Below are 16,501 nucleotides of genomic sequence, written 5' to 3' on the forward strand. Positions count from 1 at the left end.
TTAAGCTGTCGGATCGATTCTCCGAAGATTAGAATATGAATATCAGTTCCGGAGTCCAGAGGATTTCTTTTCCGAACGAGGCTTTGACGTACGTCAGCCCGGCTCGTATGGGTGGAAAAGTGCAGGCCGTGGAACCGGTGCGTCGAGAGGATTTCGTAGCAGACCGTAGTTTTCCAGGAAAGAATCTCGCTTCTCCGCCGAAAGTCGATCAGCCCACAACCCGCGGAAGTTTGATCGACTTTTACGCGTGATTTCCTTTTAAATATTTCTTCCAAAGCTCGTGGTATTGAAAGAACATTCGGATCGGAAAACCGAGGATGTTCGTATACGATCCTTCAAAACCGAAAACCGGTCCTTCCTTATCTTGAACCCCGTAACTTCCTGCCTTATCAAACGGAGAATACGTTTGGATGTAGTTTCGGATTTGATCGTTGTTCCAAGTATGAAATTGAACTCGGGAAGAATCGAACGCGAATTGTTCAAGTCCTCGATCGTAAATTCCTAAACCCGAATAAACCAGATGCGATTTGCCGGAAAGTCTTCCGAGCATTTCCATCGCTTCGGAAACGTTTTCGGGTTTCTGGAGAATTCGATTGTTTTGAACGACGATCGTATCGCAGGAAATCAAAAGCTCGTTTTCGGAACGAGTTCCTAACTTTGCCAATGAGATTCGTTTGAGATATTCGAGAGGACTTTCGCCTTCGAACGCGGTTTCATCCACGTCCTCCGGTTCGACCCTAAAATCAAGATCCAAAGATTCCAGGACATATTTTCTACGCGGGGACCTGGATCTGAGAACGATCATAGATCCACAGTTTGAGAAAAGCCTTGCTTTGCACCCGTTTTCCTGTCGATATTGGTAAGGATGAAAAAGAATCGGCTTACTTCCCGGATGAAACTCGGATTCGCATTATTTCTAACCGTTCTTACTTGTAACATTTCGATTTTTGCGCAAACCGCTTCGATTGAAACGAAAGATCCGAAAGACAAACAAAAGATTCAATCCGATCGAGAATTGATTGAAACCGGAAAGCTCGAATCGATTCGAAAAAAAGCGTATCTCGGTTTGAAAGGAATCCGCATTTCTCTCTTGAACTTCGGTAAAAAGCAGGATTTGGATAAACTTGCTTCCGACTACGGTCAGGCAGAAACTTTGTACATCAAAGCTGAATATGGAAATGCTACCACCGCGTTTGAAAACATCTTTAAAACGATCGTTCCTTTGGAAGAAACAATTCGCAAGGATTACGAAAATAGAACGATTCAACTCGGTCAGGAATTGGCTCCTCAAATCGTAACGATTCGATTGGACGGAAAAAACAAAAATCGTGCGATTCTTCCCGTATTAGAAAAATATTATGTTCGTTTCGGGGAAACTTCCAAAACCTCTACAAAAGAGTTGGAAAAGGGAGAACGAACAGCGGCGCTTTACTATCAAAAACAATCGCTTCTGGCTTTATATCAGGCTAAAATTCTTTTGGGAAAAAGCGAAGATTCTACGCTTTCACTTTCCGATAAGATTTCCAAAAACAGGATTCTCGATACGGATTATCTCAAATCGGAAGAATTGATTTACTGGGACGACGCGGAAGGACGATTGAATTCCGAAGCGGAAGAAGAAAGAAAAAAGGACAGAGTAAAAACACTCAAATCCTACGAATGGAGATTGGGCATTTCCGCAGGAAAACTGCAAAAGGAGAATGAGTCGAAAAATTCCGATTCTCCCCAAAATCCAGCCGCTCCGAATAAAACAAAACCTTAATATTGCAACGGTCATGATGATTCTTTCGCGCTTTAATAAAATTCCGGTACTTCTGTTGATTCTTTTTACGTTCTCTTCCTGTCGAAGAGGAAGTTTCGATCGAGTTAAAGAATCCGCGTTCCAATATTTCTGTAAGGAATATCTTCTGTTCTGCGATAAGATCATCACCAAGATCGATATGTTCGATTGTGATCCGTTACACAACACGTATGAAAGCGACGGAACGCATTACGTCAATCGGGACGTTCTCGTCGACGATCTCACGATCGAAAAAGAGGAAAAAGGAACTGAAATCTTCGATCCGTATTCGGAAAAAAAACCTAAAAAAGAAAAAACAAAGGACACAAGTTCGGACTTCGGAAAAAATATTCGAATCGATTCCCGGAAACTCATCCGTACGTTCGATACGGAACGGGGAAAAAAACCATCGATTGAAAACGGCGGCGAATCCATCGAAGAAATCCGGCCTTGTTATCCGGTAAAACCAAACTACAATCAGGAGTGATCCATTGAGCGATTTATTCAACGTTAAAGGCAAAACGGTTCTCGTAACCGGATCCACTCGCGGGATCGGAAGACATTTCGCGGAAGGTTTTAAAAATGCGGGAGCGATCGTTTACGGAACCGGTTCTTCGGAAGAATCCATCAAAAAATTCGAAGGCTCCGGAATCAAAGGGTTTGCGGCCGATATTCGTCAACCGGATGTGATGGCTCCGATCATCGAATCGATCGTAAAAGAACACGGCAAACTTGACGTGTTGGTGAATAACGCCGGGATCGCATCCAATAAACCCGCCGCCTTTTTAAAAGAAGACGAGATCGAATCCATCATTCAAACCAACTTTACCGGCGTGTTTCGAGCTTGTGCGGCTTACTACAAGATTCATAAAAAAAAGGGCGGGAATATTATCAATATTGCATCTATTCTAGGAATGAGAGGAACCAAATTCGCTTCGGTATATTCCGGAACGAAAGGCGCAGTGATCAATATGACGCGCGCGCTTGCGGTCGAGTGGATCGGCTCCGGTTATCGTGTGAATGCGATTTGTCCGGGTTTTATCGACACGGATATGACCGAGATGATTAAAGAAAAACCCGATGTAATGGAACAAATGTTGAACGCGATCCCGATGGGAAGGCTCGGAAAACCGGAGGATCTGGTCGGAGCCGCGATTTATTTTGCGAGCGACGCTTCTGCGTATGTTACCGGACAAACAATCGTCGTCGACGGGGGAATCACCGCCGGGCTTTGAAGCAGTCTAATATTCATGATTCTTTCCCTGCACCCGATCAATCCGGAAAAAAGAAAACTCCAACAGATTTCGGACAAACTGTTGGAGGGAAAGGTTTATATCTTCCCGACAGATACGGTTTACGCGCTCGTCGCCGATTCGCAATCCAAGACGGGCGTCGAAAAATTATATGATCTGAAGAATATCCCGAAAAACCAGCCTCTCTCTCTGATTTGTCCGAATATCTCCGTGGCTTCGAATTACATCGAATATTTGCCGAATGACGCTTTTCGTTTGATGAAAAAAATCACCCCCGGTCCGTTTACGTTTATCACGCGGGCAAACAAACATCTTCCCCGTGTTTCCTTTTCCAATCAGAAGGAAAAACAAATCGGAATTCGAATTCCGGATGCGGTCTATTTACAAGAATTGATGAAGATTCATCCGAATCCTTTGACTTCTACGTCCGTTTTCGCAAATGACGAGTTTATCATCGAAGTGGAATCGCTTGAGGACATTTACGGTTCCCGCGTAGAAGCGATCATTGACGGTGGAATTGTGGAAGTCGAATTATCGACGATCTTGGACGTCACCGGAGACCAAATGACGATCCTCCGGGAAGGGAAAGGCGCCGAACTTTTGTAATCCGTTTTGATCCGCTGATAAACCGGTTCTTCATTCAACCCCGTTTTAAGAAAAAAATTCTTTCCAAAAGTATTTTCCCGAAATCAAAAACTGAAAAAAGTATAGAAAGTCGCAAGAGTTTCGTCTGTTTTTAATACGACATCCGATAATATGGATGAATCAACTTTGGTGAGCGCATTTTCATGAACCGATTTTTTTATCTTCTCTGCGCTCTTCCGTTCTTCTATCATTGTTCCGTCAAATCCATGGAGAACGCTTGCGATATAAGCGGTTCTCTCTTTTATAAAACCTTGTTTTTAAATGTGATCGTTTCCGGAAACGCAAGCGTTTGCGGGGCGCAGATCGGTTTGCCTCAACCGAAAATTTTGAATCTGAGTTCCAAATCGCTTTTGAACACTGGATTCTTGATCGGAGAAATGAATGCGAGTATGTCGGGAGTTCAGGTTTCTTTGGATGGCGGTCCGTTCTTAGACGCGCAGATCTCCGGCACACAATGGAAATTTCAACTTCCCGCGGCCGGAGTTCCGTCCACAATTCCTTCTACGGGAGTTTGGAAAGATTGGAGTTTGCATACGATCTCGGCTCGCTCGGTTTTAGGTTCGAATACCTCTTTGCCGGTTTCCATTTCGGTTCAGAAAGGAAACAATAAAGATATAGACGGAGATGGATATCCGGACGCATTGATCGGTTCGCAAGCTGCAAACAGAGTACGAGCTTATCTTTCTCTCGGAAAGAACCGCGGTTTAAGTTCCGCAGTTACTACCATCAACAGCGCGAGCGGACTCGGTTATTCCGTCGTGCTCGGTGATTTTGACGGAGACGGATATGCGGATGCCGCGGCCGCAGGCGCCGGCTCCAACTTTGCATTATATCTTTCCAAAGGTGCATCCGCCCCGGGTCTTTCCACGACAAGCACCAGTCCGACGACGGTTGGAAACGGAATTCTTAATTTAACGGTCGGCGATATCAACGGGGACGGCTTTTCCGATTTGGTCGTCGGTTCGCCGTACAATGCGGGGAATATCGGAAACGTTTATACGTTTTTATCCAACGGGATCATAGGGCAAGGCGTTTCCTTTCAACAGCAATTGAACAATCCGGCCGTTGCAGGAAGCACGCAATTTTACGGTTATGCGGTCTCGCTCGGCGATGTGGATGGAGATGGTCGAGCCGATGCGATGATCGCTGCTGTCGGTTCGTCGCAGCTTGGGGCCAGTTTCGTATATCTTTCCCAAGGAAACAATTATACGACTTACTCTCAAACATTTCCGGGAACGACATCGAATCAGTGGTACGCGAATTCCATTTTTGCAACGGATATCAACCGCGACGGTCTTTCCGATATGATCGTCGGCGCGTATCAAGAACCGAGCTTTGCCGGTTCGCCCGGAAAAATTTATATTTATAGTTCCAACGTAGGAATTCTTTCCAACGTCATGAACAGTCCCATCGTCGGCGTTGCCGCTTCTGCGACTGGAACATCTGTAGGGACCGGTGACATCAACGGCGATGGATTCTTGGATCTCTTCGGAGGCGGTTATACATATACGGGCGCTTTTCCCAATCAAGGGATTGTTTTGACTTTTTTATCCATGAACATCGGCGGAATCAGTTCGACTTCTTTGAACTCCTTAACGAATTCCGTGAACTTGGGTGAAATGGGAATGGCGATCGGATCGGCGGATATTGACGGGGACGGTTTTAGCGATGCGTTGCTCGGTGCGCCGAGTTCCGTTGGAGGGACGAACGTCGGAAACGTATATCTCTATTTTTCTGAGGGCGTGACCGGATATACGAGCGTTCCTCAAACGATGACCGATCCGGATGGCACGGGAACATTCGGAAGTTCGGTGGATTTATAACTACTTAATTTGTTTTTTCCATTCTTCCTCTTTAAAACCCACAAAGCCGAAACCGTCTCCGAGAACAAAAGGACGTTTTACTAAGTTTCCGTTTTTGGAAAGAAGTTCCAATTGTTCATCGACGGACATGGAACCGAGTTTGTCCTTGAGTCCCATTTCTTTGTAATCTCCGCCGGAAGTGTTGAAGAGTTTTTTCGATTCGTTGCCTACGTATTTCAACATCGTTTTGAGTTCGTTTTTTTTCGGAGGAGTTTCACGAATCGGAAGAACTTCCAATTCAACCTTTTTCCCGGAAAGAAATTTGAGAGCATTGCGGCAAGTGCCGCAGTTTTGATACTGATAAACTTTGAGTTTCAAGATGGTTTCTCCAAAATCGAGCCTCTTTGATCGTATGCGGAGGTCAAGTTTTCCAACGATTTTTATGGGCAAGGGAGAATCCCGTTTTGCAGTAAAGCACGGATTCATCCGATACCGATTTTCGAATCGACCGAATCTCCTCTTTTGATCGAGCGGATTGCGTTTATGAATGCGCAAAATTCTTCCTTTTGTCGAAAAATCTTTTCGTTGAAATGCTCGATTTAAACCGATAGGATTCTTACAGGTAGACTCGGGCGTGCTGAATAAAAAGACAAACCTTACCGGAAGACAGAAGGCGGCGATCTTTTTGATCGCGGTCGGAAGCGAAGTATCTTCCGAGATTTTCAAACACCTCCGAGAAGACGAAATCGAACAGATCACGTTCGAAATCGCGCGTCTCGACAAGATCACTCCGGAAGACAAAGAAAAAGTCTTAGTAGAATTCAACGAGCTGATGATGGCTCAGGAATTCATCTCGAACGGAGGTATCGACTTTGCGAGAGGTCTTTTGGAAAAGGCCCTCGGAAATCAGAAAGCGATCGATATCATCAACCGACTCACTTCTTCATTGCAAGTAAGGCCGTTCGACTTTATTCGTAGAACGGACCCGCAGCACTTATTAAACTTTATCCAGAACGAACACCCTCAGACGATCGCCTTGATTCTTTCCTATTTGGACCCGCAAAAGGCATCGAACATTCTTTCGAATTTACCGCACACGATTCAGGCAGAAGTTGCAAAACGGATCGCTACGATGGACCGGGTCAGTCCGGACGTACTTCGAGAAGTGGAACGGGTTCTTGAAAGAAAACTTTCGACCTTGGCGTCCGAAGATTATACATCCGCCGGTGGTATCGATTCAGTCGTCGAGATTTTGAACTTAGTCGACCGGGGAACGGAAAAGACGATCATCGAAGCTCTGGAAGAAGAAGATCCCGAGCTTGCGGAAGAGATCAAAAAACGGATGTTCGTATTCGAAGATATCGTTCTTTTGGACGACCGTGCGATTCAGAAAGTCATGCGGGAAGTGGATAACTCCGATCTCGCGAAAGCCCTCAAGTCGGTCGATACCGAAGTTCAGGAAAAAATCTTCAAAAACATGTCTAAACGTGCGGCCAACCTGCTTCGGGAAGATATGGACTTTATGGGTCCAATTCGTATCAAGGACGTGGAAGACGCACAGCAGAAGATCGTAAACATCATCCGTAAACTGGAAGACGCGGGTGAAATCGTCGTCGCTCGCGCCGGTGAAGACGAACTCGTCATGTGATCGTGATCTAATTTTCCGTTTTGGAAAGAAATTTCCTTCTCTTCTGAATCTTTTGAATGGAATCTTGATTGCATGATCCGGATCTTAAACCTCATTTTAACCGCGTCGATTTTAGCGATTTGTATTTCCTGCGCGCCCGATTCCGATCCGGAAGTTTTGGATCTTACACAAGCCGAATGGAAAGCGAGTCTCGGCAATCATCTCAAAACTAAATTAGAAAAATCGAATTCTTCCGTTTTCAATCCACAAACGAAAAGAAAGAACAAAGAACGCGAACCAAGCGTCTCCGAGGATTGGAAAACGATTTCAAGCTTTCCAGCCGGATTAAATTCTCTGTTCGGCATTCCCGAACAATCCGGATTTCACGATGCAACGGTTAAAATCGACTTTCCCATTCATACCGGATCGCAGTATTTAAAACTTCCGGCTGCGATTTATTTTCCCGATATCGGAGAAAATTGGGAGTTATATTTGAACGGAGTTTTGATCCGAAAGGAACGATTTCCGGAACACCCTGAACAAACTGAGGATTTGACACCGGCAATTCGAAGATCCCTAAAGTCGGTGACTTTACCGATTCCATCCGGAACCTTGAAGGAAGGAAAGAATACGATCCTAATCTATCTCATCGGGGAATCGAATCTAACGCCCTACATCCAAAACGATCATTTCGGGTTTTATCACGCTAGCGGTTATCGAATCTCCTCGTTTCAGCAAATCTACGAATCCACATCCGAATATTTCGAAGTCTTTTTATACGGAATCTATTTTATATTCGGAATCTATCATATACTTTTCTATATAACCCGAAGACAGGATTTGTATTATCTGTACTTCGGATTGTTCTCGTTCGTTTCCTCCGTGTATTTCTTTTCTTCCTCGAACTTGATCTTTCAAAAATTCGTGAACTCGAATTCCGATATGAACAGTTCTTTGTTCTTTAGGGTGGAATACGCTTCTTTGACGTTGATTCTCCCCTCTTTTTATTACTTTCTAAAGGAATATTTTTATCCGAAGGAAAAGGTCGGGATTGTTCCTCTTGCATTCGTGATACTTTCCATCGGATTGTTTTTAGGGATTTTGGCTTCTCCGTTTTCGTGGACTCATATCGCGTTGAAGGTCTGTCAGGTTTCGATGATCTTCTTTTTGTTTTATATTCTCTACTTCTCGATTCAAACCGTAAGAAGAGAAAAACAGGACGCGAAGAAGATGTTGGCCGGAATTGCGGCTTGTATCGTTTTTGCGGTTTGGGATTTGCTCGATTCGATCTTTAAGATAATCGGACTTCATTATCCTTTCTTTAAGATCGCCTATTCTCTTTTTATCATCACGATCATCAGCATTCTTGTTTCGAGATATATTCAGCTCTATAAAGACGCGCAGCTCCTCAACAAAGAATTATCGAATCAAAAGGATGCGTTCTATCGGTTTGTTCCCGCGGATTTTATCCGAATACTCGATAAGGAATCGCCCGTGTCGATCGCGATCGGAGATAACAAGGAAAAGTCGATGACCGTTTTGTTTTCGGATATTCGAAATTTTACGAGCATTTCCGAAGCGATTCGACCGAGTCAGACAATCGCATTCTTAAATTCTTATCTTTCCCAAATGGAAGATCTGGTTTATCAAACCGCCGGCTTTGTGGATAAATATGTAGGCGATGCAGTTCTCGCGCTCTTTGCCGATTACAACGAAAGAGTGGAAAAGGAGAATTTCAATTCCGCTGACAATGCAGTCGAGTCGGCGATCAAGATGGTCAATGCGGTTCAATCCGGAAGGATGTTGGAAATTTTTTCGATTCCTTCTCCTTGGAATTTGGAAATCGGAGTCGGTATCAATACAGGTTCCTTGATTTTAGGAACGGTGGGAAGCGAACGAAGAATCGACACGACCGTGATCGGGGACGCGGTCAATCTTGCGTCCAGGCTTCAATCTCTTACGTCCTTATATCAAAGTAGAATTCTCATTTCTCATCACACGTATTTGCAGCTTCACCGAATGAGCGAGGTCGGAATTCGAATGATCGACACGGTCTTTGTAAAGGGAAGAAATCAGCCCGTCGATATTTACGAAGTGTTTGAATCCGATCCGGATGATATCAAGGAATTCAAATTGAAAACGTCCGATCTTTTATCGCAGGGAATCTCGGAATACAAGTCCGGTAAGTTCAACGAAGCTTCTAAAATCTTTAAACAACTCTACAGAGAAGAAGCAAGAGACAACCTTTCTAAGATTTATCTAAAGCGTTGTAAGCTGTATTCTTCGAAACCGCCGGAAGAAAATTGGGACGGAATTTTCCGTTTTCAAACAAAATAAAAGCTCCGATTCGAAACGACTTTATGAATTTCAAACGAACGGTCGCAGCTTTTAACAGCGGATATTTGCCGCAAATATCGTTGGCTCTTTTTTTCATTGTGATCCTTCCGGCTTTTTCATCCGATCTTCCCGACTTTCGGCTCAAGGACCAAAGAGGAGATGTTCTCGAATCCAAAAAGCTCAAAGGAAAAATCGTTTTTCTATTGGGCTGTTCCTATACGGATATCGTCCTTTGTAGAAAACACGGTCGAAAGATTTACTGGAGAATGCAAAACCTCATCGATGAAAACAAGGATCGAGTTGAGTTTGCCGCCTTTATCGATCTCCAAAACGCTCCGAACGAAGTACAAACTTATATCGATCAAAACAAATCTAAAAACTACGAATCGATTTTTTTGGATGAAAAAGGAGTGATTTCTTCCGGAATCCGGCGTAATTTTTCGTGGTTACGCATTTTTTCGGGGAACAAGAAATTAATTTTTGAATCCTATTACAAAGATGTGGATGATCGTACCGTAGACTCTCTATATGAAATTATTCGAAAACAAAGAAAATAGACTCGGCTTTCTCGTTTGTATCGTTCTCTTTTTTTCGATTTCGAATTGTATTCAAAAAAAGCCTCAGCAAGCGGCATACTGGATTGAATATCTCGCGTATCAAAAGAACATCTTGAACGAATATCCAACGGGAGGAATTCGAAACGCTCTTTTCGGAAATTTGACTTCCGCGGACGAATCGATTCTCCAAGAAAAAAACGGATCTCTTACGATCGATTTTTACATCCGTAAAACGGGCCGCGGATTGCAAAACGTTTTGACTACAGAAAAAATTCCGGATCAAGTTCCGTATCAAATTCACGCGGAATATTTTCCCACTTCCTTTAAAGATCAAAAGACATATCGAATGAAACGAAGAACGGTTTCGATTCTTCCCGCATACAGTTATCATGATTTCTTTCAACACGTGGATCAGCTGCAGCATTTTCTTAGAAATCCTTCCAACGATTCGTTAAAGTTCGTTTCGATTTCAAAAGCGCATCGGTTTCTTTGCGGGGTTTCCCATTGCGATACGGGCAGAGCGGAGAATTCTTCCTGGCTTTTGTACGAGTTGAACGAAGCAACGGAGAATAGTTATCCGCAATTTTATAAACGGTTTCACAAAATCTTAAATCAAGTTTCGTATCGAATTACGATTTTCAAGTCAGGAGAGTTTTTAAACGGAATCGAACTGTACAACGAAGGAACAAAAACGTTTTTGAAAGTCCCCGATACCGAAAACGGCTACTGGAAAAATCCCGAAACGCTTCACATAAGAGTTTCGGTGTTTATACAAGTGTACGGACTCAAAATCGATATTAGAAGTTTAGGATATAAGCTTCGTTTTTTCTCATCAAAGAATTATGAAAAAATCACCGGGGAATTTTCCAAGCTTCCGGAAAAGAAAATCAGCGGACGGTTTCTTCAGATTTTTCCGCCGGGGGTCGTGAATTGGTTCATACCGGGAAACATGGAAGAATATTTCGATCAACTCTTCCTTCTTCTTGTGCAAGGAAGCGAAGGAAACGGTGGAAATAAGTTCGAATCCGAATCCTTTCGAAGCGGTAACACAATGAAAGTCATCCTAAAATCACAAGCCGAGATTTTTAGAGATCGTTTTTCTCCCTTTCGTTCTTCGAATGAAAAAGACGATGAACCTTCCTTTTGGGAAATGCTTCAGAAGATTTTAATCGAAGATCTAACTTAAAGTGCACTTGAAGTTTGTCCTTAAGAAGTGTATTTTATTCTCACTAAAGAATTAGAATATTTCTAAAGTGCTTGACTGAGAGTCTAAATTCCAGGATTTATTTTTAGTTCTGGCGCTCTGTCTTTTTAAAGCGCACAATCATATTTCATTCGATGAATTGGAGGTATTATGGAAGGGATTGCTCTTTTTACAAGCCAAGGCTTGTATTTCCTCTTTAAGTGGGTGCATTTCCTCGCAGGCGTCGCCTGGATCGGACTACTCTGGTACATTAACTTTGTACAAGGAGCCTTCTTTGCTGAAACGGACGCTGATACAAAGAAGAAAGCGACTCAGCAATTGGTTCCAAGAGTTCTTTGGTGGTTCCGTTGGGGAGCGATGTTTACGTTCTTGAGCGGTTGGGCGATGATCATCTATCTCATTTTTACGGGATATACATTATCGGCAGGCCAATTACTCGCCGTAATTTTAGGAGGGGGACTTTTCGGCTCTTTGATGTGGTTCAACGTTTGGTTCGTGATTTGGCCTGCACAAAAAGTTGTGATCGCTGCAGCGAAAGGTGAAACTGCGGAAAACCCGGCTCCTCGCGCAGCAAGAGGTCTTTTAGCTTCCAGAACGAACACGCTTCTTTCCATTCCGATGTTGTTCTTAATGGGCGCGGCAAGAAATCTTCCGGTTTCAACGGAAATAACGAAAGACGAAGCACATACGTTCTTAGGTGCGATTCTCGCGATCATCGTGTTGGTTGAAACGAACGCGTTAACCGCAACACCGGAAAGCGCTACGTTCAAACCGATCAAAACCGTGAAAGGCGTAATCACTTCCGGATTTGTTCTTTCATTGATCATCTACATTCTTCTCGAGGTTCTTCTCTAAGTCGATGAGGATCACTGAAAATCGAGGCGGGTTCTCCCGCCTCTTACTCGTTTGCATTTCTTTGATTCTTTTATTTGCGAACTGCAAAGAAGAAGAGAATCTTTCACCCGAACAAAAACTGATTTCCCAGGGAAAAGGTTTGTATGTGACTAATTGTTCCGCATGTCACAATCAAAATCCCGCAGTGGACGGGGCGGTTGGGCCTGCGGTTAAAGGTTCTAACTTCGAGTTGTTGAAGGCGAGAATTGTAAACGGAACGTATCCACCCGGATATACTCCGAAACGCACGAGCCAGATTATGACAAGACTTCCTTTGAACGACGATCAGATTCGAAGCATCGAAGCGTTTCTAAACGCTCCTTGATTCAACGAAAACATTAGGGATTTTGAATATCCCTGATGTTTCTCTTTCTATTAGTTGATCTTTCAGAAGTCCGCATAAAGATGCGGAATCCTTTTCGGTGTTTTATCGAACCGAAAAATTCTTATTGTAATTCTTAGTTTCTTCCGATGGAATCGCGGACGTTTCTCATAATATCCACGATCTGAGAATGGACTTTCCCGTTGGAAACCACGACTTCCGAGTTTCCGGAAAGAAACCGCTTTCCGTTAAAGTCGGTCAGTTTTCCGCCCGCTTCGGTAAGAATCACCGAACTCGCGGCCGTATCCCAAAGTTTTACGCCCTTTTCCCAGATTCCATCGAGCAGACCTTCCGCAACCCAGCAAGCATCGAGAACGAAAGAACCCGTTCTTCTCATCGAGCGTCCGCAACTGATAAACGCGGTGATATCGGAAATGACTTCGTTTAATATTTCTTTTCTGTTCGTTGGAAAACTCGGTACAAGCATCGCGCGCGCGAGGGATTCCGTGTTGGAAACGTCGATGCGGAGTCCGTTCTTAAAAGCGCCTTGCGAAAGAATGGCGGAATATTTCGTGTTTAAACCGGGAACGAACACGACTCCGGCAACCGGAGATTCCCTGTGTTCGAGCCCGATCGCCACGCAATAAAGAGGAATTCCACGAACGAAATTCATGGAACCGTCGATCGGATCCAAAACCCAACGGAAAGAATTATTGCCTTCGTATTTGTAATTGTCTTCGGAGAGAATGGAGTCGGAAGGAAAGTTTTGTCTGAGATATTCCACGATGAACTTTCCCATCATCTCATCGGCTTTGTGGATCTGATCCTTTTCTTCGGCTTCGGTTGAAAACGCGAACGTTTTCAAATCTTTCTGAAGCTTCAGAGCCGATTCGATAAAAATACCGGATACGGATTGTACGGATTTGATCCTGCGTTTGACTTCCTCTAAAGGAAAATCAATGGGAGGGGCAAGTGGTTGGTCCATGGGCTTCTCTTCAAAAAAGATTACTTTCGTTTTAGGATTTTCCAGAGCATATTACCGGAGGGAGTTACGTCCCTTTCCGTTCGGAAAGAACGGAGCCAGTCGTGCAAAGGTTCCTGTTTTACTGAATCTATAGTCATGCTTTCCGGCGACAATAAAAGATCAATCAAATGCCGGAAGCTTTCAAATTGGCTGAAGATTCTTTCTTGAGAGCATTCCAAAAAACGAGTACTGATCGTATGAAGTTCCACGTCGATCGGTTCAAAAACTTTTCCCGGTTTCCAGATTTCCTTATCGATGCTAAGAATCGAATGAATCGTAGAAATCTGTTTCGAATAATCCACGTCGTCGAAAAGCTCCGAATACGTGTGCTGAATTTTGTTAAACGACGGAATCGTATCTACGTCCACCATGAATTCTGTCTCTTTATATTTGCGCGTGACGAAATCTACGATGACTCCGTTCTTCATTTCGAACGATTCTAAAGGAAGAATTCTCGCCGAAAAATAAATTCTCCGTGTTCGAACCGAAACCGTCTTTCCTTGCGCCGCGGGTTTTACGATCATCGAAGTCGGCGCACCGCCCAAATACGAAAGAATAAAACTGACGACGAAAACGAACTTCTTCTCATCGTCGACTTTCGATGAAGGAAACTCTTTCACTAAGAAGAGCTGATTGGAATTCTTTTTAGGTTTCGCGATCGGAAGAACGTGACATTTCCGGATCAACTCGGGAATCAGTTGTTCCGCTTGCAGAAGGAATTCTTTTGCAGCCGCAAAGTCCACTCCGTAGACCGACGTCGAAGGAAGAATGAAACTGTCTTCGAATTCGAAAAAGGAAGTATGAAGATTGTCGACGAAAATTTCGTTCGGGCGGTTTTGACCGGAGGCGGACGAAAGGATTCGATTCAACTCTTCGATTTGATTGAGTTCCAAGTTTTCCTACCGTTTCAATTTTGATAAACGACATGATCCGTATAAGATCCGTTTTTCAATTCGATTTTCCAGTTCACGGCGCGTCCAAAACTAAATCATACTTTGACGGAAATACATGCTGCAAGAACTCGGCGGAACTTTTATTTCTTTTTAGGAAGAATTCGGACTTCATACGGATTTAAAAGTTTTAAACCGGCTAAACTTTTTCTACCGGAATGATTGATAAAAATTTCGTAATCTTGTTTTCTACCTTTTCGGAAAACTTTTTCCACGTTCGGGCCGTAAAATGTAAAAGGAATCTTCGCTTCCTTCAGAATACGACGATATAGAAGCACGAAACTCAAAGGCTCCAAAGAAGAACCCGCGTAAATTACCCTTCCCTTATGATAAGAATTCGCGGTAATTACGGGTGCGCCCTTGTAGAATTTTTTGGGATCGGTGTAACGAGCCCAGACTTCCGCGGTAGTCGGTTCTAAAATTTCGCAGATCTTGGAACAAGTTCCCGGAAAAAAGCGGAATCGGAATTTGACCTTTTGGTTTCCGACCGCTTCGAACTTACGGACCTTAACTCCGGCCATTTCGGCAAACGGACCGGGAATTTGAGAATCATACATCCATCCGTTTAAATCCTTGGCTCCGGTTCGAAATCCTAAAATCAAGGTTCCGCCTTCACGGACGAATTCCTCCAATTTATGAAAAACCGTATCCGTAACCATCGTATACATAGGAAGCACAATGACTTTATAATCTTTGAAATCGATTTTGGAAGCGGGACGAAAGTGAGCGTTTACGTTGAGAACGTTCATCCCCGAAAACCAAGTCGCCATTTCGATATCGTATCCTACCTGCGACCAAGGAACCGGTGAAAATTTTAAACCCGTCGAAATCGGCTGCTGCTTCCAGTTGCGCGCGTTCTCTATGTCGTGAACGACGGCGACTTGTGCCGGAAACAATTCTTCCGTAAAGTCTTCCGCGAATTCTTCTATCTCTTGAATTCCCTTTTGAAGTTCGTAATAACGTTCGGTCTTTTCCTTATCGTGATCCAAAATCCCGTAACAAAGTTGTTCCTGTCCGTAACGGGCGGTTCTGTATCTGAAAAAATAAATCGCGTTCGATCCGTGAACGATGGAATGTTTCATCCAAAGTTTTGTTTGTCCCGGCGCTGGAAGATAGCCGAGAAGGTCATGTCCTTGAAATCCGGAAATTTGTTCCATCACGGTAAACGGAAGATTCTTCAGGCCGCGATTGTATTGCTGCATCGCGGAAATGAACGGATGAGGGAACGGTTCTTCTTGTTCTCCCCAGGTCGGATAGTTATCCCAGGAAATATAATCCAAATACGTTGCAAGTTCCGCCATATCGATGATCGGTAAAAAAGGAGAAGGATATAAGTTCGTCGTCAATGGTCTTCCCACGGAAAACTTACGCAGAATCTGGGCTTGCAGTTTTACGAAGTCGATGATCGTGTCCGAATGAAAACGATAAAAGTCTTGGATCATCGAAGGATGAAAGTTGCTCGCGACGTGCGGTCCCGGTATCGGGATCTCATCGAAGGAATTATAAATTACCCCCCAGAAAACGTTTCCCCAAGTTTCGTTTAACCTTTGAATCGTTTTGTATTTGTTCTTCAGCCAAAGGCGAAACGCCTTCAACGAAGTTTGAGAATGATCGATGTCCGATCCTTCGTGACCGATCTCATTGTCGATCTGCCAACCGATCACCGCGGGATGATTTCCGAAATGTTTCGCCATCGCTGTAACGATCTTCACAACGGCCTTTCTATAATTCGGAGAAGAAAAACAAGCCTGTCTTCTGGTTCCGATCGTCCTTGGAATTCCGTCTCGTTCTTGGATTATGTCAGGAAATTTTTTAGCAAGCCAAGGAGGAAACGTCGCTGTCGGCGTTCCTAAAATCGCCGTCATACCGTTCTTTTGGATCAACTTAAGAATATGATCGAAGAAAGAAAAATCGTATTTCCCTTCTTTGGGTTCCATCATCGCCCAAGCGAATTCCGCAAGTCGAACGGAACTCAAACCCATTTCTTTCATGATGGAAATGTCTTCTTCCCAATCTTTTTTGGTCCATTGTTCCGGGTAATAATCGGCTCCGAATATCATTCCATTCTCCTTTGCGTTTCGGAAAGAGATTTCATCCGAGCCACAA

Annotated in this window: 17 protein-coding genes; 12 read left to right on the forward strand and 5 right to left on the reverse strand. The window is 43.8% G+C overall.

Features of this window, described 5'->3' with window-relative positions; all coding sequences use genetic code 11:
* Positions 1-35: 35 nt before the first annotated feature.
* Positions 36-251, forward strand: a complete 216-nt coding sequence (locus LFX25_RS00065; protein WP_238728287.1) for a hypothetical protein — start codon at positions 36-38, stop codon at positions 249-251.
* Here the strand turns inward: LFX25_RS00065 and LFX25_RS00070 are convergent.
* The gene (locus LFX25_RS00070; RefSeq protein WP_238728288.1) at positions 242-805 is read right to left on the reverse strand and encodes a nucleoside triphosphate pyrophosphatase; all 564 of its coding nucleotides are present in this window, start codon (positions 803-805) and stop codon (positions 242-244) included. The genes LFX25_RS00065 and LFX25_RS00070 overlap by 10 nt on opposite strands.
* Positions 806-865: 60 nt before the next feature.
* On the opposite strand from LFX25_RS00070, the gene LFX25_RS00075 reads away from it, so the two are divergent.
* The 5 genes from LFX25_RS00075 (at position 866) to LFX25_RS00095 (ending at position 5,501) form a co-directional block, all read left to right on the forward strand.
* Positions 866-1,762, forward strand: coding sequence for a hypothetical protein (locus LFX25_RS00075; RefSeq protein WP_238728289.1), 897 nt, complete (start codon positions 866-868; stop codon positions 1,760-1,762).
* A gap of 13 nt (positions 1,763-1,775) precedes the next feature.
* A complete protein-coding gene (locus LFX25_RS00080; RefSeq protein WP_406600464.1) occupies positions 1,776-2,267 on the forward strand; it encodes a hypothetical protein in 492 nt (163 codons plus the stop codon).
* A 4-nt stretch (positions 2,268-2,271) separates the two neighbouring features.
* Positions 2,272-3,015 (forward strand): SDR family NAD(P)-dependent oxidoreductase, encoded by a 744-nt coding sequence (locus tag LFX25_RS00085; RefSeq protein ID WP_118954490.1) that lies wholly within the window; start codon positions 2,272-2,274, stop codon positions 3,013-3,015.
* A gap of 15 nt (positions 3,016-3,030) precedes the next feature.
* Positions 3,031-3,639, forward strand: coding sequence for an L-threonylcarbamoyladenylate synthase (locus tag LFX25_RS00090; RefSeq protein WP_238728290.1), 609 nt, complete (start codon positions 3,031-3,033; stop codon positions 3,637-3,639).
* Positions 3,640-3,821: 182 nt separating this feature from the next.
* Positions 3,822-5,501: an FG-GAP and VCBS repeat-containing protein gene (locus LFX25_RS00095; protein WP_238728291.1), complete on the forward strand. Its 1,680-nt coding sequence runs from the start codon at positions 3,822-3,824 to the stop codon at positions 5,499-5,501.
* Here LFX25_RS00095 and LFX25_RS00100 read toward each other — a convergent pair whose 3' ends face one another.
* Complete coding sequence (locus LFX25_RS00100; protein WP_238728292.1) at positions 5,502-5,858, reverse strand: arsenate reductase family protein; 357 nt, start codon at positions 5,856-5,858, stop codon at positions 5,502-5,504.
* A gap of 256 nt (positions 5,859-6,114) precedes the next feature.
* On the opposite strand from LFX25_RS00100, the gene fliG reads away from it, so the two are divergent.
* The 6 genes from fliG (at position 6,115) to LFX25_RS00130 (ending at position 12,424) form a co-directional block, all read left to right on the forward strand.
* Positions 6,115-7,128, forward strand: a complete 1,014-nt coding sequence (gene fliG / locus LFX25_RS00105) for a flagellar motor switch protein FliG (protein ID WP_069605674.1) — start codon at positions 6,115-6,117, stop codon at positions 7,126-7,128.
* A 72-nt stretch (positions 7,129-7,200) separates the two neighbouring features.
* Positions 7,201-9,444 carry an adenylate/guanylate cyclase domain-containing protein gene (locus tag LFX25_RS00110; protein ID WP_238728293.1) on the forward strand — a complete coding sequence of 748 codons (2,244 nt, stop codon included), beginning with the start codon at positions 7,201-7,203 and terminating at the stop codon, positions 9,442-9,444.
* A 65-nt stretch (positions 9,445-9,509) separates the two neighbouring features.
* Complete coding sequence (locus tag LFX25_RS00115; RefSeq protein ID WP_406600510.1) at positions 9,510-10,001, forward strand: hypothetical protein; 492 nt, start codon at positions 9,510-9,512, stop codon at positions 9,999-10,001.
* Positions 9,973-11,187 carry an LIC10025 family lipoprotein gene (locus LFX25_RS00120; protein WP_238728295.1) on the forward strand — a complete coding sequence of 405 codons (1,215 nt, stop codon included), beginning with the start codon at positions 9,973-9,975 and terminating at the stop codon, positions 11,185-11,187. Before LFX25_RS00115 ends, LFX25_RS00120 begins: the two co-directional genes overlap by 29 nt.
* A gap of 168 nt (positions 11,188-11,355) precedes the next feature.
* A complete protein-coding gene (locus tag LFX25_RS00125) occupies positions 11,356-12,060 on the forward strand; it encodes a urate hydroxylase PuuD (RefSeq protein ID WP_238728296.1) in 705 nt (234 codons plus the stop codon).
* Positions 12,061-12,064: 4 nt separating this feature from the next.
* Positions 12,065-12,424 carry a c-type cytochrome gene (locus LFX25_RS00130; RefSeq protein ID WP_238728297.1) on the forward strand — a complete coding sequence of 120 codons (360 nt, stop codon included), beginning with the start codon at positions 12,065-12,067 and terminating at the stop codon, positions 12,422-12,424.
* 133 nt (positions 12,425-12,557) lie between these two features.
* On the opposite strand, the gene LFX25_RS00135 is transcribed toward LFX25_RS00130, so the two are convergent.
* From LFX25_RS00135 to LFX25_RS00145, 3 genes are all read right to left on the reverse strand, one after another.
* On the reverse strand, positions 12,558-13,406 hold the full coding sequence (locus tag LFX25_RS00135; RefSeq protein ID WP_118954482.1) for an inositol monophosphatase family protein: 849 nt from the start codon (positions 13,404-13,406) through the stop codon (positions 12,558-12,560).
* 20 nt (positions 13,407-13,426) lie between these two features.
* On the reverse strand, positions 13,427-14,338 hold the full coding sequence (locus LFX25_RS00140; protein ID WP_238728298.1) for an LIC_10030 family protein: 912 nt from the start codon (positions 14,336-14,338) through the stop codon (positions 13,427-13,429).
* Positions 14,339-14,478: 140 nt separating this feature from the next.
* Positions 14,479-16,455, reverse strand: coding sequence for a beta-galactosidase (locus LFX25_RS00145; RefSeq protein WP_238728299.1), 1,977 nt, complete (start codon positions 16,453-16,455; stop codon positions 14,479-14,481).
* Between the last annotated feature and the right edge of the window lie 46 nt (positions 16,456-16,501).

Source organism: Leptospira sanjuanensis (assembly GCF_022267325.1).
GTDB classification, from domain to species: Bacteria; Spirochaetota; Leptospiria; order Leptospirales; family Leptospiraceae; genus Leptospira; species Leptospira sanjuanensis.

Coding starts and splice junctions, on each gene's coding strand:
- LFX25_RS00090 (WP_238728290.1), top strand. CDS start 3,031: ATGATTCTTTCCCTGCACCCGATCAATCCGGAAAAAAGAAAACTCCAA.
- LFX25_RS00065 (WP_238728287.1), top strand. CDS start 36: ATGAATATCAGTTCCGGAGTCCAGAGGATTTCTTTTCCGAACGAGGCT.
- LFX25_RS00125 (WP_238728296.1), top strand. CDS start 11,356: ATGGAAGGGATTGCTCTTTTTACAAGCCAAGGCTTGTATTTCCTCTTT.
- LFX25_RS00145 (WP_238728299.1), bottom strand. CDS start 16,455: ATGATATTCGGAGCCGATTATTACCCGGAACAATGGACCAAAAAAGAT.
- LFX25_RS00080 (WP_406600464.1), top strand. CDS start 1,776: ATGATGATTCTTTCGCGCTTTAATAAAATTCCGGTACTTCTGTTGATT.
- LFX25_RS00120 (WP_238728295.1), top strand. CDS start 9,973: ATGAAATTATTCGAAAACAAAGAAAATAGACTCGGCTTTCTCGTTTGT.
- LFX25_RS00130 (WP_238728297.1), top strand. CDS start 12,065: ATGAGGATCACTGAAAATCGAGGCGGGTTCTCCCGCCTCTTACTCGTT.
- LFX25_RS00095 (WP_238728291.1), top strand. CDS start 3,822: ATGAACCGATTTTTTTATCTTCTCTGCGCTCTTCCGTTCTTCTATCAT.
- LFX25_RS00135 (WP_118954482.1), bottom strand. CDS start 13,406: ATGGACCAACCACTTGCCCCTCCCATTGATTTTCCTTTAGAGGAAGTC.
- LFX25_RS00075 (WP_238728289.1), top strand. CDS start 866: ATGAAAAAGAATCGGCTTACTTCCCGGATGAAACTCGGATTCGCATTA.
- LFX25_RS00110 (WP_238728293.1), top strand. CDS start 7,201: ATGATCCGGATCTTAAACCTCATTTTAACCGCGTCGATTTTAGCGATT.
- LFX25_RS00070 (WP_238728288.1), bottom strand. CDS start 805: ATGATCGTTCTCAGATCCAGGTCCCCGCGTAGAAAATATGTCCTGGAA.